Source organism: Pseudonocardia terrae (assembly GCF_021343995.1).
Taxonomy (GTDB): Bacteria; Actinomycetota; Actinomycetes; order Mycobacteriales; family Pseudonocardiaceae; genus Pseudonocardia; species Pseudonocardia terrae.
Genome location: NZ_JAJTTE010000014.1, coordinates 114,531 through 132,706, shown reverse-complemented (window position 1 = coordinate 132,706; position 18,176 = coordinate 114,531). Strand labels below are relative to the sequence as shown.

The window sequence follows — 18,176 nt, the reverse complement described above, 5'->3', positions numbered from 1 at the left end:
CGCAGCTCAGTCGGCCGGACGGATCACCGACTTGATCGCGGTACGGTCACGGCTCGGTGCCGTGAGAGCCGCCTCCGTGTCCGCCAGCCCGTAGTGACCCGTGACGAGCGCGTCGAGATCGACCCGGCCGGAGGCGGCGAGCGCGATCGCGGTGGGCCAGGTGTTGGCGTAGCGGAAGGTGGCGGTCAGCTCGATCTCCCTGCGCTGCAGGAAGCCGAGCGGCAGGGCCAGGTCGGCCGAGCCGCTGCCGACCAGCACCGCCCGGCCCGCCGGCGCCAGCACCTCCAGCGCCGCGCGGGTGGCGCCGGGATGCCCGGAGCACTCCAGCAGCACCTCGGGCTCGAGCCCGTCCAGGTGCGAGCGGGACACGTCCACGGTGGCCGTCGCACCCAGCCGGGCGGCGACCTGCAGGCGGTGCGCGTTCACGTCGGCGACGACGACCTTGGCGGCGCCCGCGGCCACCGCGACCTGGGTCGCGACCAGCCCGATCGGACCGGCGCCGTTGACGAGCACCCGGCTCCCCGCGCCGACCCGGCCCTTGCGCGCCGCCCACACCCCGACGGAGAGGGGTTCGAGGAGGGCGGCCCGGTCGTCGTCGAGGGAGTCCGGGACGGGATGGGCGAAGGCCTCGTGGACCACGACGTACTCGGCGAGGGCGCCGTCGACCGGCGGTGTCGCGAAGAACTCCATGCGCGGGCACAGGTTGTAGCGGCCCGCGAGGCACTGCGGGCAGGTGAAGTCGGGGCGGCCCGGCTCGATCGACACCCGCGTGCCGCGCCCGACCCGCGTCACCCCCTCCCCGAGCGCGACGACCTCGCCCGCCGGCTCGTGCCCGAGCACCAGCGGCGCCTCGACCACGAAGTCGCCGATCCGGCCGTGCTCGTAGTAGTGGACGTCGGAGCCGCACACCCCGACCGCGGCCACCCGGACCAGCACCTCACCGGGGCCGGGCACCGGCACCGGCCGCTCCTCCAGCACGATCTCGCCGATCCGCCGCAGCACCGCGGTCCGCATCGAGGCCACCATGCCCCCAGGGTGCCCGTCCGGCCGGGATCCGTCGCCCCGGAGCGGTTCCGGCCGGACGGGGCCGGCCGTCAGAAGGTCTTGACCCGCGTGGCGTCGAGGTTCCGGAAGGTGGGCTCGTTGCTGGCCATCGCGGACATCTTCTCGGCGATCCGCTGGGTCGCCGGGTGCTTGGAGTTGCGCATGGCCGCCTCGTGGTCGGGGAAGCCGACGAGCAAGTAGTAGCGGCCCGGCTCGTCGCGGTCGGCGGTCATCACCGACCAGGCGGCGGTGCGGGCGTCGTTGATCCCCTCGAGCCACTCGGCCTCCAGCTCCTCGAAGGGGCCGACGTCGTCGCTGGTGAAGTCGATGACCTGGACGAAGCTCCCGGCGCTGACGTCGACCGGGGCCGGGACCATGCCGCTGCGGATCCCGTCGCGCAGCTCCTGGTCGTCCGTGTGGCCGTGCACGTCGACCGCGTGGATGACGGCCGCGCGGAGCACCTCCTCGGGCTCGCCCGCGATCGTCAGGCTGCAGCCCGACTCGCTCGGCATCGTGCGACAGTCGATCATCATCCTGGCCATCGGGTCCTCCGCACGTCGGTCGCGCGCCCGTGGTGGGCGCCCCACTGCACCGCCGGGGCCGGGGGCCGTCTGTACGTAGTTCCGGACAAGACCGGACGGACCTACCGAGAGGGCCGGACGGCCTAGTGACGCGGCGTCGCCCGAGGTGACGCAGCGCGCACGCGCAGCATCTCGGTTTCGCCCTGTGTTCATCTTCCGTTCACCCGGTGAACCTACCGTTTCAGCCGGCACTACTTCGGCAGAAGCGGCGGCGTCATGTCCTTGTCCCTCATCGTCATCGTGGTCGTGATCACCGCGTTGATCTTCGACTTCACCAACGGCTTCCACGACACGGCGAACGCGATGGCGACCTCCATCGCCACGGGGGCCCTGCGGCCCAAGGTCGCCGTCGCCGTCGCGGGCGTGCTCAACCTCGTCGGCGCGTTCCTGTCGGTGGAGGTCGCGAAGACGATCTCCAGCGGGATCATCGACGAATCCAGGATCACTCCGGTGGTGATCTTCGCCGGCCTCGTCGGCGCGATCGTCTGGAACCTGGTCACCTGGCTGGTCGGGATGCCGTCGAGCTCCTCGCACGCCCTGTTCGGCGGCTTGATCGGCGCGTCCCTGGTCGCGGCCGGCGTCGGCGCCGTCAACTTCGGCACGGTGCTGACGAAGGTCATCATCCCGGCCGCGATCTCCCCCGTCCTGGCCGGGCTGGTCGCGCTGATCGGCACCTGGATCGGCTACCGCGCCACCGCCCGCGCCGACCGCGGCACGGTGACGAAGGGCTTCCGCACCGGGCAGATCGTGTCCTCGTCGATGGTCGCCCTGGCCCACGGCACCAACGACGCACAGAAGACCATGGGCGTCATCACGCTGACGCTGATCACCGCGGGCGTGCTGGCCCCGAACTCGGGCCCGCCGCTGTGGGTCATCGCCTCGGCGGGCCTCGCGATCGCGCTCGGCACCTACCTCGGCGGCTGGCGGATCATCCGCACCCTCGGCAAGCGGGTCAGCGCGATCGAGTCGCCGCAGGGCTTCGCGGCCGAGTCCGCCTCCACGGCCGTCATCCTGGCCTCGTCGCACCTGGGCTTCGCCCTGTCCACCACACAGGTCTGCTCCGGCGCGATCTTCGGCGCGGGGGCCGGCCGACGGCTCGCCGGGGTCCGCTGGGGCATCGCCGGGCAGATGGCGATCGCCTGGGTCCTGACGCTGCCCGCGGCCGGGATCGTCGGCGCCGTGGCGGCGTGGGTCGCGTCGAGCGGCACCGTCGGCACGATCGTGGTCGCGGTCGTCGGCGTCGCCGTGGCCGCCGGGATCTACGCGATCTCCCGGCGCAGGCCGGTCACCGCCGAGAACGTCAACGACGTCCCCGCCCCGCATCCGGTCGAGCCGCCGGTCCGGCTAGCGGCCTGAGCCGGCTCGAAGCCGAGCGGAGGAAACCGTGCACATCGCCTGGGGAGCACTCGGGACCGTGGCCCTGGTGTCGCTGGTCGCCGGCGTCGCCGTGATCGCCCTGGTCGCGTTCGCCCTGGTCGGGCTGTCCGCCCGCAACCAGCCCGTCACCGTCGGCCGGCGGGGCATGAGTCCCGCCACCGGCACGGCCGTGGCCGGGCTGTGCCTGGCCGCCGCCGCGCTGATCGTGGGCTACGGCCTGTACGTCATCGTCGCCTGACGCGCCGCCGGACGTACGGAACGGCCCTCCCGCTCACGTGAGCGGGAGGGCCGTTCCGTTCGTGCGGGGTCAGCCGGTGGCGACCGCCGGGGCACCGTCGCCCGAGGCGGTGTCCAGCACCAGCCGCGCGATCCGCGCCCGGTGCTGCTCCGCGCTGCCGAGCAGGGCGGCGTCGGTGATCGCCCGCTTGTAGTACAGCTGCGCCTGGTACTCCCAGGTGAAGCCGATGCCGCCGTGCAGCTGGATGGTGTCGGCGGCGATCCGCGCGAACGCCTCGGAGCAGGTGGCCTGCGCGATGCTGGCGGCCAGCGCCGGATCGTCCGAGCCGTCGCCGAGCGCCCACACGGCGTGGTAGGCCGCGGAGCGGGCGTGCTCGAGGTCGACCAGCATGTCCGCCAGGCGGTGCTTCACGGCCTGGAACGAGCCGATCGGCCGGCCGAACTGCAGGCGCCCCTTCGCGTACTCCACCGTCAGGTCGAGCAGGTGCTGGGAGGCACCGACCTGCTCCACGGCGAGCAGCGCCGAGCCCACCACGAGGGCGTGCCCGATCACCCGCTCCGCCTCGTCCGGGCCGGCGACCAGCCGGGCCGGCGCGTCGGCGAGGCGCAGCGTGGCCTGCCGCCGCGTCAGGTCGAGCGTGGTCAGCGGGGTGCGCTCGACCCCGCCCGCCGTGGCGTCGACGGCGAACAGGGCGACGCCGTCCGGGCCGGTGGCGGCGACCAGCAGGTCGTCGGCGGCGGCCGCGTCGACCACCCGCTCGACGGTGCCGGAGAGCGTCCAGTCGTCGCCGGCGCGCGTCGCCTGCACCGTCACCGCCGCGGGGTCGAACGCCCCCGCCCGGTCGGCCACGGCCACGGCGGCGGTCCGCGTGCCCTCCACGAGCGGGCCGAGCAGCTCCGAGCGCACCGGGCCGTCCGAGGCCGCGACCAGCGCGGGGATGGCCAGCGCCACGGTGCCGAACACCGGCCCCGGGTACAGCGTCGCGCCCAGCTCCTCGACGGCCACGGCCTGGTCGACGAGCGTGCCGCCGACCCCGCCCTGCTCCTCCGGCACCGACAGGCCCAGCACGCCGAGCTCGGAGCCGAGCCGGGCCCACGCCTTCGTGTCGAACCCGGGGTCGGACTCCATCAGCCGCCGGACCGCCTGCTCGTCGGCGTTGTCGGCGGCGAACCTGCGGACCGCGGTGCGCAGCTCGCGCTGCTCCTCCGAGAACACGAAGGGCCGGGCGTCCTGCTGGTCAGCCACGGGGGATCTCCTTCCAGGGCTTGCCGGCGTCGGCGCGCAGGTCACCGGGCAGGCCCAGCACCCGCTCGCCGAGGATGTTGCGCAGCACCTCGGAGGTGCCGCCCTCGATGGTGTTGGCGCGCGAGCGCAGGAAGCGCTGCTGCAGCGGGCCGCGCCAGTCGTCCGTGCGTTCCATGTCCCGCATCGTGTAGTCGTCGTACAGGATCCCCTCGGGGCCGAGGAGGTCCATGCAGAACTCGTAGACCTGCTGGTTCAGCTCCGCGCCCACGAGCTTGCCCACCGAGCCCTCGGGGCCCGGGCCGCCGACCGTCGCCGTGGCACGGGAGCGCTCGGAGGTCAGCCGCTGGGCCTCGGCCCGCAGCCACAGCTTCGTCAGCCGGTCCTCGAGCACCGGGGTGTGCAGATCGGGCCGGGAGGCCCACAGCGAGACCGCGTCCGCGATCGTGCCGGTGCCACGCCGGCTGCCGCTCGCGCCGATCGAGCTCCGCTCGTTCATCAGCGTGGTCATGGCGACGCGCCAGCCGTCGCCGACCGCGCCGAGCCGGTGGGCGTCGGGAATGCGGGCGTCGTTGAGGTAGACCTCGTTGAACTCGGCCTGCCCGGTCATCTGGCGCAGCGGGCGGGTCTCCACGCCCGGTCCCTGCATGTCGACGACGAAGTAGGTCAGGCCCTTGTGCTTGGGCGCGTCCGGGTCGGTGCGGGCGAGCAGCAGCGCCCAGCGGGCCCGGTGCGCCAGCGAGGTCCAGACCTTCTGGCCGTTGACCACCCACTCGTCGCCGTCGCGGACGGCGGAGGTGGCCAGCCCGGCCAGGTCGGACCCGGCGCCGGGCTCGGAGAACAGCTGGCACCAGATGTTCTCGGTGGTCGCCAGCGGGCGCAGCCACTCGCGCTTGAGCTCGTCCGTCTGGGCGTGCTCACGCAGGGTCGGCGCGGCCATGCCGTAGCCGATGGGGTTCAGGGCGAACGGGACGGGGCCGCCGGCGTCCTGCAGGATGCCGTCGGCCACGGACTGCAGGCCGCGGGAGACGCCGAGGCCGCCGAGGCCTTCGGGGAAGTGGACCCAGGAGAGGCCGGCGTCGAAACAGGCGGCGAGGAACTCCCGTGTCGGGACGCGCGTCGGATCGTGCTCCTGCACGACCTTCCGCGCGGCGTCCGCGACCCGGGACGAGTCGGCAGCGGTGCTCATGGGGGCGACGATATGTGATGAACGCTCGTTAAGATAGAGCCGCCCGGCCCGGGCCGCTCGCCCCTCGCGGGCGGCTGTTCACCGAACGGGTGACAGCCCGCGCGCCCCTGGAGTGTCGGGATCCGCATGTCGGGGGTATGCAGGAAGGGTGAGCGTCCCGGAGTCCCGCCCCCCGCGATTGACCGATGCCGAACGACAGCAGCTCGACGAGCTCGAACGGCGCCTGGTCGGCCAGTACCCCGATCTCGACCACCGCTTCCAGAACACTGCCGGCGGCGGGCACGCGGCGCCCGCCGAGGTCCGCCTCGCCCGCGCCGTCTTCGCCGTGATCGCGCTGATCGTGGTGGTCGTGGCGGCGGCGGTCGGCGGCGTCGGCGGTGCGCTGGCGGTGCTGCTGAGCATCGGCGGCACGGTCGGCATCCTCGCCCTGGTCGGCCGCAACCTCGCCCGCGCCCGCGCCGCGGTCGAGGCCACCACGCAGCGCCGCGCCGACAGCGGCACCGAGGTCTGAGCAGACCCACCCCGACCGGTGGGGCCGCCCCGGTCCTGCCGCGGACACCCGCGTGCCGGGCCCGGCCCGGAAGCCCCTCCTCCCCCGTCGTGCCCGCCGCCGTCGCTCACCGGCCCGGCGGGCACACTGCGGACCGTGCCCGCCCTCGTCGCCGATCCCGGCGCGCTCCCCGACCTGCCCGTCCGGGCGGCGCTCGCCGACGTCACCGGCACGCTCACCGCGCACGGCGCCGCCGTGCTGGTCGCGCCGCCGGGCACCGGCAAGACCACGCTCGTCCCGCTCGCCCTCGCCGACGGGGTCGACGGCCGCGTGGTCGTCGCCGAACCCCGGCGCGTGGCCACCCGGGCCGCCGCGCGGCGGATGGCCGCCCTGCTCGGCGAGGAGGTCGGCGGCCGCGTCGGTTACTCGGTGCGCGGCGACTCGCGGACCTCCGCCGACACCCGCGTCGAGGTGGTGACCTCGGGGCTGCTGCTGCGCCGGCTGGCCCGCAACCCCGAGCTCCCGGGCGTCGGTGCCGTGGTGCTCGACGAGTGCCACGAACGGCACCTCGACGCCGACCTGCTGCTCACCCTGCTGCTCGACGCGCGGGAGGGGCTCCGCCCGGACCTGCCGCTGCTCGCCGCGTCGGCCACCGTGGCGGCCGGCCGGCTCGCGGGCCTGCTCGGCGCGGACGAGCCGGCGCCGGTGGTGGAGGTCGAGGCACGCACGCACCCGGTGACCGTCCGGCACCTGCCGCCACGGCGGGGCGAGCGGATCGAGGCGTGCGTGGCACGCGCGATCCGGGCGGCCCTGGAGCGGACCGACGGCGCGGTGCTCGCGTTCCTGCCGGGCGTCCCGGAGATCCGCCGGACCGAGGCCGCGCTGGCCGGGCCGGACGGGCTCGGTGTACCCGTACTGCCGCTGCACGGCCGGCTGCGGCCCGCGGAGCAGGACGCCGCGCTGCGCGCCGACGGGCGGCGGGTCGTGCTGGCGACGTCGATCGCCGAGTCGAGCCTGACCGTGCCGGGGGTGCGGGCGGTCGTCGACTCGGGGCTCGCGCGAGTCCCGCGGGTCGACCACCGCCGGGGCCTCGCCGGGCTGATCACGATCACGGAGTCGGCGGCCGTCGCGGAGCAGCGGGCGGGGCGCGCCGGCCGGGAGGCACCGGGCGAGGCCTACCGCTGCTGGCCGGAGGGACAGGTGCTCGCCCCGTTCCCGGAGCCGGAGATCCGCACCGCCGACCTCACCCGGCTCGCCCTCGACCTCGCCGTCTGGGGGACGCCCGACGGCTCCGGCCTGCGCTGGTGGGACGCCCCGCCGGAGGGCCCGCTCGCGGCCGGGCGCGCGGTGCTGCGGGCGCTGGGCGCGGTCGACGACGACGGCGCCGCCACGCCGCGCGGCGAGCGGATGGCCGGGCTCGGGCTGCACCCCCGGCTGGCCCGCGCCCTGCTCGACGGCGCCGCCGCCGTCGGGGCGCGGGCGGCGGCGGAGATCGTCGCCCTGCTCGACGACGACACGCTCGCCACCGGCACCGACCTCGCCGCCGAGCTGGGCCGGCTCCGCGGTGGCGGCCATCCCGCGGCCGGGCGGTGGCGGGCGGAGGCGGCGCGGCTGGCCCGGCTGGTGCCCGGGTCCCGGGGCGCGGGTGGCGCGGGACGCGGTGCGGCCGCGCTCGTGGCGGGCCTGGCCCACCCTGAGCGCATCGCCCGGCGGCGGCCCGGGGAGGCACCGGTGTTCCTCATGGCCGGCGGGACGGCCGTCGAGGTCGCCGACGCCGGGCTGGGCGCGCAGGAGTGGCTCGCGGTGGCGGTCGCGGACCGCACCCCCGGGGCCGCGCACGGACGCGTCCGGCTCGCCGCGGCCGCCGACCGGGCGCTCGCCGAGGAGGTGGCGTCGGCGCTGGTCACCGAGGCCGAGGAGGTCGGGTGGGCCGACGGGGACGTCCGCGCGCGGCGCGTGCGCCGGCTCGGGGCGATCGTGCTCGAGGAGCGGCCACTGCGCGATCCCGACCCGGCGCTCGTCCGGGAGGCGCTGGTCGCCGGATTGCGTGCCGAGGGCACCGGCCTGCTGCGCTGGTCGGCGGCGGACCGCGCGCTGCGCGAGCGGCTCGCCTTCCTGCACCGCACGCTCGGCGGCGAGTGGCCGGCCGTGGGCGAGGAGGACCTGCTGACCGGGGCCGCCGATCCGGCCGGCTGGCTCGCCGCCCCGCTGGCGGGCGCGCGGCGCCGGGCCGACCTGGCCACCGTCGACGCCGGGGCAGCGCTGCGCGGCCTGGTCGGCTGGCCGCTGGCGAGCCGGATCGACGAGCTCGCCCCGGAGCGGATCACCGTGCCCAGCGGCTCCCGGATCGCGGTGGACTACTCCGGCGAGCGCCCGGTCCTGCCCGTGCGGGTGCAGGAGGTCTTCGGCTCGACGGCCACGCCGCGGATCGCGGGCGTCCCCGTCCAGCTGCACCTGCTCTCGCCCGCGGGCCGGCCCGCCGCGGTGACCGACGACCTGGACTCCTTCTGGGACACCGGGTATCCGCAGGTCCGCGCGGAGCTGCGCGGTCGCTACCCGCGACACCACTGGCCGGAGGACCCGCGGACCGCGACGCCGACCCGCCGGACCGGACGGAACCGGCCGGCGGAGTAGGACCGCCGCAGAAGCGTAGAAGTTCTCGCGGGCGAGTACCGCCTGGGTGCCCGACCGGCGCGTGGCTCGACGACCTCGTCGACGTCGGCCTGCAGGCGCGGGAGATCCACCGCCGCCATCCCTGGCTGCCCGAGCTCGTGCTCACCCGGCCGGTGGCCGGGCCGCGCGGGCTGGAGGCCACCGAACACGTCTTCTCCGTGCTCGCCGACCACCCCGCGCCCGGCCGACCGCGCTCCGCCGGATGCTGAGCGGCCTGCTGCGCGCCGACGCCCGAGGATCAGCCGGCCGACGGGGTCTCACTCGCCCCCGTCGCCGCCCTTGGGCAGTCCCTCGTAGATCTTCTTGCAGTCCGGGCACACGGGCGAGCCGGGCTTGGGCGAGCGCGTGACCGGGAACCGTTCGCCGCAGAGCGCCTCCACCATGTTGCCCAGGACCGCGCTCTCGGCGATCTTGGACTTCTTCACGTAGTGGAACATCTTCGGCTCGTCGGAGCCGGTCGAGTCGGTCCCCTGGGGCCGGGTCTCGACGTCGGGCAGCGTCTGGGTCGGCATGTGCTCCATGATGCCCCACGTGCCCGGTCTCGTGCTCTCGCCTTCCGTCCGCGCCGCGCTGGAGTCCGGGGGTGCCGTCGTCGCGTTGGAGAGCACGCTCCTGGCGCACGGGCTGCCCGCGCCGCGCAACCGCGAGGTGGCCGACGAGGTGGAGGCCGAGGTGCGGGCCGCGGGCGCCGTCCCGGCGACCGTCGCCGTGCTCGACGGTCGCCCGCACGTGGGGCTGGAGCCCGCCCATCTGGACCGGGTGTGCGCCGGCGGCCTGGAGAAGCTGTCGGTGCGGGACCTGGGCGTCGCGGCCGGACTGGGCCGTTCCGGCGCGACGACGGTCGCCGCCACCGCCCGGCTCGCCGCGCTCGCCGGGATCCGGGTCTTCGCCACCGGCGGGCTCGGCGGCGTGCACCGCGACGCGCGGGAGACCTGGGACGTGTCCGCCGACCTGTCCGCCCTCGCGGCGACGCCGGTGCTGGTGGTGTGCGCGGGGGTGAAGTCGATCCTCGACGTCGGGGCCACGCTGGAGGTCCTGGAGACGTCGTCGGTGCCGGTGCTGGGCTACGGCACCGACCGCTTCCCCGGCTTCTACCGCCGCGACGCCGGCTTCCCGGTCCCGTGGCGGGTCGAGAGCCCCGCCGAGGCCGCGGCGGCCTGGCGGGCCCACACCGCGCTCGGCCCGGGATCCGGAATGGTGCTGGCACGGCCCGTGCCCGAGGCCGACGAGCTCGACACCGGCCTGCACGACCGCCTGCTCGACGAGGGCCTGCGGCTGGTCGCCGAACGCGGGATCGCCGGCAAGGACGTCACCCCGGCGCTGCTGGAGCACTTCCACTCCGCCAGCGACGGCGCCAGCCTGGCCACCAACGTCGCGCTCGTGCGCGCGAACGCCCGCCTCGCCGCCGAGGTCGCCGTGGACCTGGTCGGATGAGCTCGCTCAGCCGTTGTTGTTGCCGCTCTCGATGACCGGGTGCTCCTTCGACTCCAGCTCGGGCCGCTCGCCCCGGTACCGGTTGACCTTCTCGGACTTCAGCGGGAGCCGATCGTTGGCGATGAGCACCGCGATCCACGGCAGCGGGATCGAGATGACCAGGAGCCCGACCGCGAGCCACGGGATCTGGTAGAAGACGGCGGCGAGGACCATGCAGGGGATGCGCATCCCCATCATGATCTTGTAGCGCCGCTTCCGGGTGGCGAGCTCCTCCTCGTAGGAGCGCTGCGCGTCCGTGATGAGAACGGGATCGGAGTCCCGTCCCGTCGAGCGACTGGGTTCGGTCGTCACCGGACCACCTCCCTCCCCATCGTGTCACTCGTCCCGACGGTACGCGCGTCGACCCGGCGGCGGATTGCACAATGCAACAATTCGTGGGCGGACCACCCCGTCGGCGCACGACCGTGCGGATTTCGCAAGGTGCCCGTCAGGACTCAGCCCGCGCGGCCGGGCCCCGCGGAGGTGTCCTCGGGCTCGTCGTGCGCGCCGTGGGCGTGCAGCCGCACCGGCCCGACGGCCTCCTCGGACACGACCTCGAGCAGCCGCGTCGCCAGCCCGCCCGCGATGCGGTAGCGCACCAGCCTGCCCTCGCGGTGCGCCGTGACCATGCCGTGCGCCCGGAGCAGCCGCAGGGCGTGCGACACGGCGCTGTCGCTCATCCCGACGGCGACCGCGAGATCGGACACGCAGAGGTCGCCGGCGTGCTGCAACGCCAGCAGGATCGACAGCCGGTTCACCTCGCCGAGCGCGTCGAGGACGGTGGCCGCGTGCTGGACCTGCTCGGTGTCGGCGAGCACGGCCGTCGCGTCGCACACCTGATCCGGGTCGATGACCCGCATCTCGCGGCGGTCGGTGGGGACCTTGTGCACGGCGTCGATGCTACTGCGGGGCGATCACGGCACGGGGCGTGTCCCGCACCGCACCTCGCGGCCGCCTGCTCCCGGGCCTACTTCCCGGCCTTCTTCGCGGCCTTGGCCGCCTGCTTGAACTCGCGGACCCGCTCCAGCGAGCCGGGGTCGCGGACGTCGGCCACCGACCGGAACGAGCCCTCCTCGCCGTAGTTCCCGGCCGCCTCGCGCCACCCCTCCGGCGTGATCCCGCGCTGCTTGCCGAGCAGCGCGACGAAGATCTGGGCCTTCTGCCTGCCGAAGCCCGGGAGCGCCGACAGCCGCCGGAACAGCTCCTTCCCGTCCGCGGCGTCGGACCAGATGCCGGTGACGTCGCCGTCGTAGCGCTCGACGATCGCCTGGTGCAGCGCCTGCACCCGGCCCGCCATCGACCGCGGGTACCGGTGCAGCGCGGGCTTCTCGGCGAACACCTCGACCAGCTTCTCGGGGTCGTGGCCGGCGATCTGCCGCGCGTCGAGGGTGTCCGTGCCGAGGCGCCGGGCCAGCTCGGCGGGCGCGGCGAACGCGCGCTCCATGGGGACCTGCTGGTCGAGCAGCATGCCGGTGAGCAGCGCCAGCGGGTCGCGGTCGAGCAGCGCGTCGGCGGCGGCGTCCTGGGAGAGGCTCAGCACCCGCCCACGGTACCGGGTGACCTGCGCGAACCGGCATCGGTGAGGATGGTGGGGATGAACGCCGCACGGTCTTCCCCCGCGTTGTCCGACGATCTCTGCGCCCGGCTCCGCGACGGCCTGCTCGAGCAGGGCTTCACCACGACCGGCGTGCGCGACCTGCTCGGCGCCGGCGCGCACGCGGCGCTGACCCGGGGCGAGCCGGAGGCGGCGGACCGCGCCACCCGCGCGGCCGGCGGCCTCGGGTCACTGGTCCGGCTGTTCCTGCTGGGCGGCACGGAGGCGGCGCCGCCGCTGCCCGAGCTCGACGCGCTCGTCGAGGGCGGGCTGCTGACCCGGACCCCGGACGGCGTGCGCGCGGCGATGGACCTGCGCCCCTACGGCGAGGAGGACGCCGGCGGCGAGGCGCTCTGGTACGTCCTCTCCGACCTCGACACACCCGCCGCGCGGCAGGACCGCGACCACGTGACGGGGGTCGGCGGGGCGTCGCTCACGCTGGCGTCGTCGCTGGTCCGCACGCCGGTCCGGGACACCCTGGACCTCGGGACCGGGTGCGGGGTGCAGGCCCTGCACGCGAGCCGGTTCTCCGGGCGGGTCACCGCCACGGACGTGGCACCGCGGGCGCTGGCGACGGCGCGCGCCACCCTCGCGCTGTCCGGCGTGCACAACGTCGACCTCGTCGAGGGTCCCTGGCTGGCGCCGGTGGCCGACCGGCGGTTCGACGCGATCGTCTCCAACCCGCCGTTCGTGCCCGGCCCGGCGCGGGTCGAGTACGTCTACCGGGACTCCGGTCAGGCCGGCGACGCGGCGCTGGCCGGGCTGCTGCGCGACCTCCCCGGCCGGCTGCGGCCCGGCGGGCGTGCCCAGCTGCTCGGGTCGTGGCTGCACGTCCGCGGCGAGGACTGGCCGGACCGGGTGCGCTCGTGGATCCCCGAGGGCTGCGACGCGTGGATCGTCCAGCGCGAGGTGACCGACCCGGCGCTGCACGTCGGCACGTGGCAGCGCGACGCCGGCCTGGACCTGTCCGCCCCGGCCACCCGCGCGCAGGCGGGGGCCTGGCTGGACTGGCTGGAGGCCGAGCGCGTCGAGGCCGTCGGGTTCGGGTTCCTGCTGCTGCGCACGGTGCCCGACGGGCGGACCCCGGAGATCGTGGTCGAGGACCTGCCGGGCGAGCTCGCCGACCCGCTCGACGAGGAGATGGCGGGCTGGCTGGACCGCGTCGACTGGCTGCGCGACCACGCGGGCGACGAGGCGTTGCTGGGCGCCCGGCTCGCGCTCTCCCCCAACGCCACCCTGGAGCGCTACGCCGTGGCCGGCGACGAGGGCTGGTCCGACGCGGGCGCGGCGGTCGTGCTCGCCGACGGGCCGCAGTGGCGGCACGAGGTCGACGAGCCCGCCGCCGCGCTGCTCGCGGGCTGTTCGGGCGCGCTGCCCCTGGCGGAGCTGTTCGCGCTGCTGTCCTACGCGCACGACCGCCCGGTCGACGCCCTGGTGCAGGCCGCCCTGCCCGCCGTGCGGGAGTTCGTGCGGCACGGCGTGCTGCTACCCGCCGGGGCCACCCGGTGAGGGCGGTCGCCGCGCGGGTCCGCGGCGCCTCGGTCGCGGTCGACGGCCGGACCGTCGGCGCGATCGAGGGCGAGGGCCTGCTCGTGCTGCTGGGCGTGACCCACGACGACGGCGCCGAGGACGTCGAGCGGATGGCGCGCAAGCTCTGGGAGCTGCGGCTGCTCGACGGCGAGCGGTCGTGCGCCGACGCGGGTGCCCCGCTGCTCGTGGTCAGCCAGTTCACGCTCTACGGCGACACCCGCAAGGGCCGCAGGCCCTCGTGGTCCGCCGCGGCCCGGCCGGAGGTGGCCGAGCCGGTCGTCGACGCCGTGGTGGCCGCCCTGCGCGCGCGAGGTGCACGCGTGGAGACGGGGGTGTTCGGCGCCGACATGGCCGTCGCGTCGGTGAACGACGGCCCCTTCACCGTGCTGGTCGAGACCTGAGCCTCGGGTCAGACGCCCGGGGCGGTGGTGGTCTTGCGGGCCGCGGTGGTGCGGGCCTTCGCGGAGACCTTGTCCGCCTGCTCGCCCACGGTCTCGACGACCTGCACACCGGCGTCGAACACGCCCTTGGCGAAGTCGCGCTGGCTGGCGAGGACCTTCTCGGCCGCGCCGAACGAGCTGTCGAGCAGGCTCTGCGCGTCGGCGGCCGAGGGGCGGAACGACGCGAGCGAGCCGACGGCGTCGGTCCAGGCGTCGAACGCGGAGCTGACGGCCTCCTGGCCGCGCTTGGCGAAGTCGGTGAGCTTCTCGCTGGTGCCGGCCATGACGGCCTCCCTTCCTCTGCCCCGTCGTGCGGGGCGATGTCTCGGAGAGTTCTGGTGACGCACGCCGATCGGCGTGGCGCTACCTAAACTACGCAGCAGCGTTAAGTATGTCAATCAAAGCTGGTCGTGGGCCCCGTCACGACGCCCGCAACGACTCCCCGCACGCCGCTCGTCAGGACTCCAGAAAGCTCCGGTACACCCCGAGCAGCGCCGCCTTCTGCTCCTCGGTCAGGCGCGTCTCCGCGCGCACGGCCTCCTCGACCGAGCACGGCCCGGCGGAGGCCTCCTCGGCCGCGGGCTCGGCCCCGCCGTTCGCGGCGGCCGCCGCACCGACCCCGCCGCCCCAGCCCGCTTGCTGCAACAGCTGCTCGGTGTTGAGCTGAAGCGCGTCGGCGATGGAGTGCAGCACCTTCAGCGACGGCTGGTGCAGCCCGCGCTCGACCTGGCTGAGGTAGGCGTTGGAGACCCGGGTCATGGAGGCCATCTCGCGCAGCGAGAGCTTGGCCATCTGGCGCTGGGCGCGGATGAACCCGCCCAGCGCGTTGACCTGGTCGGACCAGCCCCCGCCCTGCACACGGTCCTCAGCCGGACCGGCACCACCACCCGTCGTCATGCCCCCAGTCTTCCCGATCCGGGGCCGCGGTGTCGCGGCCCCGGCGGGCGAGCGGTCAGCTCCGCAGCACGTAGGTGCCCGGGGCGTCACCGAGCGCGGGGTGGGCGTCGGAGCCGAGCGGCGGCGGCGCGACCTTGTCCCCGGCGTGCTCCTCGGCCCAGGTCGCCCAGTCCTCCCACCAGCTGGCGCGCTGCTCGGTGGCGTCGTCGCGCCACTGCTGCGCGCTCGCCGACAGCTCCGTGGACTCGGTGAACCAGTGCCGGGACTTGGGCGACGGCGGGTTGACGACGCCGGCGATGTGGCCGGAGTTCGACAGCACGAACCGCACGGTCCCGCCGAGCTTGCGGGCGCCGAGGTAGACCGACTCCCACGGCGCGATGTGGTCCCGCTCGGCGGTGATCACGAACGCGTCCTGCCGGACGCTCTGCAGGTCCAGCCGCTCCCCCGCGAGCTCGAACTTGCCCTCGGCCAGCTCGTTGCGGATGTAGAGGGCGCGCAGGTACTCGGCCTGCATCTCCGCGGGCATGCGGGTGGAGTCCGCGTTCCAGGTGAGCATGTCGAACGGCACCGGGTCGCCGCCCTGCAGCCAGTTGACCTCGACGTAGTTCCACAGCAGGTCGGTGGCCCGCAGCAGGTCGAAGGTGCGCTTCATGCTCGACGCCGGCAGGTACCCGTCCTTGCGCATGGTCCGCTCGAGCCGGTCGACGGTCGGCTCGTCGGTGAACACGCCCAGCTGGCCCGGCTTGGTGAAGTCCAGCATCGTGTTCATCAGCGTGAGGCTGTTGACCCGGTCCTCGCCGCGCGCGGCGAACCAGGCGAGCATCGAGGCGGCGAGCGTGCCGCCGAGGCACAGCCCGGCCACGTTCACCTTCGGCGCGCCGGTGATCTCCTGGACCACGTCGAGCGCGGCCACCGGGCCCTCGAGCAGGTAGTCGCTCATCGTCAGGTCGCGCAGCGACGAGTCGGGATCCCGGTAGCTGATCATGAACACCGTGTGTCCGTGCTGGACCGCCCACTCCACGAGGCTGCGCTGCGGCGCCAGGTCCATGATGTAGTACTTGTTGATCCACGGCGGGCTCATCAGCAGCGGGACCGCGTGCACGGTGGGCGTCTGCGGCGCGTACTGGATCAGCTCGATCAGCCGGTTGCGGAACACGACCTTGCCCGGCGTCGCGGCGAGGGTCTCCCCCACCACGAAGTCGCCCGGGGTGTGCTGGCGCGGCAGGCCGCCGTTCTGCACGAGGTCGCGCAGGGCGTTGCGGGCGCCGCGGACCAGGCTGCGCCCGCCGGTCTCGAAGGCCTTCTGCACCATGCCCGGGCTGCCGGCCGGCCAGTTCGGCGGGGCGGCGGCCTCGATCAGCTGCGCGACCAGGAAGTCGATCTTGCGCCGGGTGACCGGCTCGAGCTCCAGCCCCCCGGCGAGCTCGCGCAGCCGGGCGGCGAAGAGCGCGTACTCCTGGCGGCACAGCCAGTACCAGGCGTTCTGCTCCCAGACCGGGTTCTTGTACCGCGGGTCGCGCTCGGGCAGGACGGCCGGGCCGTCCGCCGTGGCCCCGACCGCCCGCAGCGCGGAGACGGCCCCGGCGCGCGTCGCGTCGAGACCCCAGCCGAGGCCGACCTTCGCGGCGGTCCCCGGGTGCGTGGCGACCGCCTTGGCCGCGCCCGCGAGCGCGGGCACGAACCCGATCGGGTCCAGGCGGGCGGCCACGGTCCGCGGGTCGATCCGGTCCTTCACCGCCCCGGCGACCGAGCCGACCGCCCGGCGCGCACGCTCCTCGGCCCGCGCCCGGTCGGATGCCGGGTCCGAGCCGGTCGCCCCCGCGGCCGGCGGGACAGCTTCGAGTGTCTTCCTGGACGTCATCGGCGGTGGCCTCCCCCATGAAACGGATGTCCCCGCCCCGGGCCGATCGGGCTCTCCGGCGGGCGGTCGCCCCATGGTGGGGGGTACTCCCCGGTAGCGGGGGGTGATGGATTCAGGTCACTTCGTAAGCCCCGTCACCTGCGCTTGGCATAGCAAGCACTACTCCCGGGTAGGTCAGCTGTTGCTCGGGATACGCACCACGACCTACCGTCGAGTAGCACACGACGGTCGACATCACCGGCGATGGGAGACGACCATGACAAGCGCGCTGTCCGGCGACACGGGCGAGAGCACCCTCCAGCGCAGCGGTACCGAGGAGCTCGCGGGCACTCCCGTCGACACCTCCCTCGGTCCCGCCGCCGAGCACCCCTACCGCTTCCTCCTCCGCTACGGCACCGAGACGGCCAGCCGCAGCCTGGCCGAGGCGGGCAAGGCGGCCGGTGCGGCCTGGTGGTCCCTCGCCCGGCGCCCGTGGGCGGCCCCCGCGCGCACCGCGCTCTGGTGGACGACCGTCTTCGACCGCGCCGAGCCCCGCTGGCACCTGCCGCACCGGATCACGCTCGAGACGGACTTCGCGGTGCTGCGGGACTTCACCGCCGACGAGCACCGCGCCGATCCCGTCGTCCCCACGCTCGTGCTCCCGCCGCAGGCGGGGCACAGCTCGACGGTCGTCGACTTCGCGCCGGGGCAGAGCCAGCTGACCGCGCTGCGGGAGTCCGGGCTGACCCGGCTCTACTCCCTCGACTGGTGCCCGGCCACGCGCGCGACGAAGCGGATCACCATCACCGACTACATCGAGGTGATCGACCGCTCGATCCGCCGGATGGGCGGGCGGGCGAACCTCGTGGGCGACTGCCAGGGCGGCTGGCTGGCCACGATCTACGCCACGCTGCACCCCGAGCGCGTGCACACGCTGACGCTGGCCGGTGCCCCGATCGACTTCCACGCGGGCGACTCGGTGATCGCGGCCTCGACGCAGGCCCTCGCCGGCCGGTTCGGGCTCGCGCCCTACCGCGCCCTGGTCGCGGCCAACGGCGGCACCATGGCCGGGGCCGCGGTGCTCGCGAACTTCGTGATGATCCAGCCGCAGGCGGAGATCGGCCGCCAGCTGCGCCTCCTGGCCGACGTCGACGACCCCGCCCACGTCGGGCGTTACCGGGTGTTCGAGGACTGGTTCAAGCACACCCAGGACATCCCGGGGGCGTTCTACCTCTGGCTGGTGGAGCACCTGTTCTGGCGCAACCGGCTGGTGCGCGGCGAGCTCGAGGTCGACGGGCGTCCGGCCCGGCTCGACGCGATCTCCTGCCCGCTGTTCCTGCTCGCGGGTGCGACGGATCACATCACACCGCCGGCGCAGCTGTTCGCGATCGCCGACCACGTGTCGACCCCCGCCGAGTCGATCACGAAGCGGATCGCCGCCGGCGGCCACCTGGGCCTGTTCACCGGGCGTAACGCCCTGCACCGGGACTGGCCCGCGCTCATGGCCGAGGTCCGTTCGCTCTCCACGAACGGCATCTCGGGCGTCGCCTGACGCGGGGGGACGTTCC

The 18,176-nt window shown here is 75.0% G+C and carries 19 protein-coding genes; 8 read left to right on the top strand and 11 right to left on the bottom strand.

Annotation, left to right across the window (positions count from 1 at the left end; all coding sequences use genetic code 11):
• Window positions 1-6: 6 nt before the first annotated feature.
• The gene (locus tag LWC33_RS12120; protein ID WP_233304395.1) at window positions 7-1,026 is read right to left on the bottom strand and encodes an NAD(P)-dependent alcohol dehydrogenase; all 1,020 of its coding nucleotides are present in this window, start codon (window positions 1,024-1,026) and stop codon (window positions 7-9) included.
• Between the two features lie 68 nt (window positions 1,027-1,094).
• A complete protein-coding gene (locus LWC33_RS12115; RefSeq protein WP_233304394.1) occupies window positions 1,095-1,556 on the bottom strand; it encodes a DUF1059 domain-containing protein in 462 nt (153 codons plus the stop codon).
• A 285-nt stretch (window positions 1,557-1,841) separates the two neighbouring features.
• Here LWC33_RS12115 and LWC33_RS12110 point away from each other — a divergent pair, with 285 nt between their 5' ends.
• Together LWC33_RS12110 and LWC33_RS12105 are read left to right on the top strand one after the other, a co-directional pair.
• Window positions 1,842-2,981 (top strand): inorganic phosphate transporter, encoded by a 1,140-nt coding sequence (locus tag LWC33_RS12110; protein WP_233304393.1) that lies wholly within the window; start codon window positions 1,842-1,844, stop codon window positions 2,979-2,981.
• A gap of 28 nt (window positions 2,982-3,009) precedes the next feature.
• Complete coding sequence (locus LWC33_RS12105) at window positions 3,010-3,240, top strand: hypothetical protein (protein ID WP_233304392.1); 231 nt, start codon at window positions 3,010-3,012, stop codon at window positions 3,238-3,240.
• 69 nt (window positions 3,241-3,309) lie between these two features.
• Here the strand turns inward: LWC33_RS12105 and LWC33_RS35935 are convergent, their stop codons facing one another.
• Together LWC33_RS35935 and LWC33_RS12095 are read right to left on the bottom strand one after the other, a co-directional pair.
• Window positions 3,310-4,485: an acyl-CoA dehydrogenase family protein gene (locus LWC33_RS35935; protein ID WP_233304391.1), complete on the bottom strand. Its 1,176-nt coding sequence runs from the start codon at window positions 4,483-4,485 to the stop codon at window positions 3,310-3,312.
• Window positions 4,478-5,671 carry an acyl-CoA dehydrogenase family protein gene (locus LWC33_RS12095; protein ID WP_233304390.1) on the bottom strand — a complete coding sequence of 398 codons (1,194 nt, stop codon included), beginning with the start codon at window positions 5,669-5,671 and terminating at the stop codon, window positions 4,478-4,480. Before LWC33_RS12095 ends, LWC33_RS35935 begins: the two co-directional genes overlap by 8 nt.
• A 148-nt stretch (window positions 5,672-5,819) precedes the next feature.
• On the opposite strand from LWC33_RS12095, the gene LWC33_RS12090 reads away from it, so the two are divergent.
• Both LWC33_RS12090 and hrpB read left to right on the top strand, forming a co-directional pair.
• Window positions 5,820-6,182: a DUF3040 domain-containing protein gene (locus tag LWC33_RS12090; protein WP_233304389.1), complete on the top strand. Its 363-nt coding sequence runs from the start codon at window positions 5,820-5,822 to the stop codon at window positions 6,180-6,182.
• Between the two features lie 135 nt (window positions 6,183-6,317).
• Window positions 6,318-8,795 (top strand): ATP-dependent helicase HrpB, encoded by a 2,478-nt coding sequence (gene hrpB / locus LWC33_RS12085; RefSeq protein ID WP_233304388.1) that lies wholly within the window; start codon window positions 6,318-6,320, stop codon window positions 8,793-8,795.
• A 296-nt stretch (window positions 8,796-9,091) separates the two neighbouring features.
• Here hrpB and LWC33_RS12080 read toward each other — a convergent pair whose 3' ends face one another.
• Window positions 9,092-9,346: a DUF3039 domain-containing protein gene (locus LWC33_RS12080; RefSeq protein ID WP_233304387.1), complete on the bottom strand. Its 255-nt coding sequence runs from the start codon at window positions 9,344-9,346 to the stop codon at window positions 9,092-9,094.
• A gap of 10 nt (window positions 9,347-9,356) precedes the next feature.
• On the opposite strand from LWC33_RS12080, the gene LWC33_RS12075 reads away from it, so the two are divergent.
• Window positions 9,357-10,268, top strand: coding sequence for a pseudouridine-5'-phosphate glycosidase (locus tag LWC33_RS12075; protein WP_372476598.1), 912 nt, complete (start codon window positions 9,357-9,359; stop codon window positions 10,266-10,268).
• Window positions 10,269-10,274: 6 nt separating this feature from the next.
• Here LWC33_RS12075 and LWC33_RS12070 read toward each other — a convergent pair whose 3' ends face one another.
• The 3 genes from LWC33_RS12070 to LWC33_RS12060 all read right to left on the bottom strand — a co-directional run bounded on the left by LWC33_RS12070 (window position 10,275) and on the right by LWC33_RS12060 (window position 11,847).
• Window positions 10,275-10,619: a DUF3099 domain-containing protein gene (locus LWC33_RS12070; protein ID WP_233304385.1), complete on the bottom strand. Its 345-nt coding sequence runs from the start codon at window positions 10,617-10,619 to the stop codon at window positions 10,275-10,277.
• Window positions 10,620-10,762: 143 nt separating this feature from the next.
• Window positions 10,763-11,197 (bottom strand): ArsR/SmtB family transcription factor, encoded by a 435-nt coding sequence (locus tag LWC33_RS12065; RefSeq protein WP_233304384.1) that lies wholly within the window; start codon window positions 11,195-11,197, stop codon window positions 10,763-10,765.
• Window positions 11,198-11,274: 77 nt separating this feature from the next.
• Complete coding sequence (locus tag LWC33_RS12060) at window positions 11,275-11,847, bottom strand: HhH-GPD-type base excision DNA repair protein (protein WP_233304383.1); 573 nt, start codon at window positions 11,845-11,847, stop codon at window positions 11,275-11,277.
• Between the two features lie 54 nt (window positions 11,848-11,901).
• Between LWC33_RS12060 and LWC33_RS12055 the strand changes: the two genes are divergently transcribed.
• Both LWC33_RS12055 and dtd read left to right on the top strand, forming a co-directional pair.
• Window positions 11,902-13,410, top strand: coding sequence for a DUF7782 domain-containing protein (locus tag LWC33_RS12055; RefSeq protein ID WP_233304382.1), 1,509 nt, complete (start codon window positions 11,902-11,904; stop codon window positions 13,408-13,410).
• Window positions 13,407-13,832 (top strand): D-aminoacyl-tRNA deacylase, encoded by a 426-nt coding sequence (dtd, locus tag LWC33_RS12050; protein WP_233304381.1) that lies wholly within the window; start codon window positions 13,407-13,409, stop codon window positions 13,830-13,832. Before LWC33_RS12055 ends, dtd begins: the two co-directional genes overlap by 4 nt.
• Window positions 13,833-13,840: 8 nt before the next feature.
• Here dtd and LWC33_RS12045 read toward each other — a convergent pair whose 3' ends face one another.
• From LWC33_RS12045 to LWC33_RS12035, 3 genes are all read right to left on the bottom strand, one after another.
• Window positions 13,841-14,155, bottom strand: coding sequence for a hypothetical protein (locus LWC33_RS12045; protein WP_233304380.1), 315 nt, complete (start codon window positions 14,153-14,155; stop codon window positions 13,841-13,843).
• A gap of 172 nt (window positions 14,156-14,327) precedes the next feature.
• Window positions 14,328-14,768, bottom strand: coding sequence for a helix-turn-helix domain-containing protein (locus tag LWC33_RS12040; protein WP_233304379.1), 441 nt, complete (start codon window positions 14,766-14,768; stop codon window positions 14,328-14,330).
• Between the two features lie 55 nt (window positions 14,769-14,823).
• Window positions 14,824-16,629, bottom strand: a complete 1,806-nt coding sequence (locus LWC33_RS12035) for a PHA/PHB synthase family protein (RefSeq protein WP_233304378.1) — start codon at window positions 16,627-16,629, stop codon at window positions 14,824-14,826.
• Window positions 16,630-16,885: 256 nt separating this feature from the next.
• Here LWC33_RS12035 and LWC33_RS12030 point away from each other — a divergent pair, with 256 nt between their 5' ends.
• Window positions 16,886-18,160 (top strand): alpha/beta fold hydrolase, encoded by a 1,275-nt coding sequence (locus LWC33_RS12030; protein ID WP_233304377.1) that lies wholly within the window; start codon window positions 16,886-16,888, stop codon window positions 18,158-18,160.
• Window positions 18,161-18,176 lie beyond the last annotated feature (16 nt).

Coding starts and splice junctions, on each gene's coding strand:
- LWC33_RS12030 (WP_233304377.1), top strand. CDS start 16,886: ATGACAAGCGCGCTGTCCGGCGACACGGGCGAGAGCACCCTCCAGCGC.
- LWC33_RS12040 (WP_233304379.1), bottom strand. CDS start 14,768: ATGACGACGGGTGGTGGTGCCGGTCCGGCTGAGGACCGTGTGCAGGGC.
- LWC33_RS12045 (WP_233304380.1), bottom strand. CDS start 14,155: ATGGCCGGCACCAGCGAGAAGCTCACCGACTTCGCCAAGCGCGGCCAG.
- LWC33_RS12080 (WP_233304387.1), bottom strand. CDS start 9,346: ATGCCGACCCAGACGCTGCCCGACGTCGAGACCCGGCCCCAGGGGACC.
- LWC33_RS12120 (WP_233304395.1), bottom strand. CDS start 1,026: ATGGTGGCCTCGATGCGGACCGCGGTGCTGCGGCGGATCGGCGAGATC.
- LWC33_RS12095 (WP_233304390.1), bottom strand. CDS start 5,671: ATGAGCACCGCTGCCGACTCGTCCCGGGTCGCGGACGCCGCGCGGAAG.
- LWC33_RS12110 (WP_233304393.1), top strand. CDS start 1,842: ATGTCCTTGTCCCTCATCGTCATCGTGGTCGTGATCACCGCGTTGATC.
- LWC33_RS12075 (WP_372476598.1), top strand. CDS start 9,357: ATGCCCCACGTGCCCGGTCTCGTGCTCTCGCCTTCCGTCCGCGCCGCG.
- LWC33_RS12055 (WP_233304382.1), top strand. CDS start 11,902: ATGAACGCCGCACGGTCTTCCCCCGCGTTGTCCGACGATCTCTGCGCC.
- LWC33_RS12115 (WP_233304394.1), bottom strand. CDS start 1,556: ATGCCGAGCGAGTCGGGCTGCAGCCTGACGATCGCGGGCGAGCCCGAG.
- LWC33_RS12035 (WP_233304378.1), bottom strand. CDS start 16,629: ATGACGTCCAGGAAGACACTCGAAGCTGTCCCGCCGGCCGCGGGGGCG.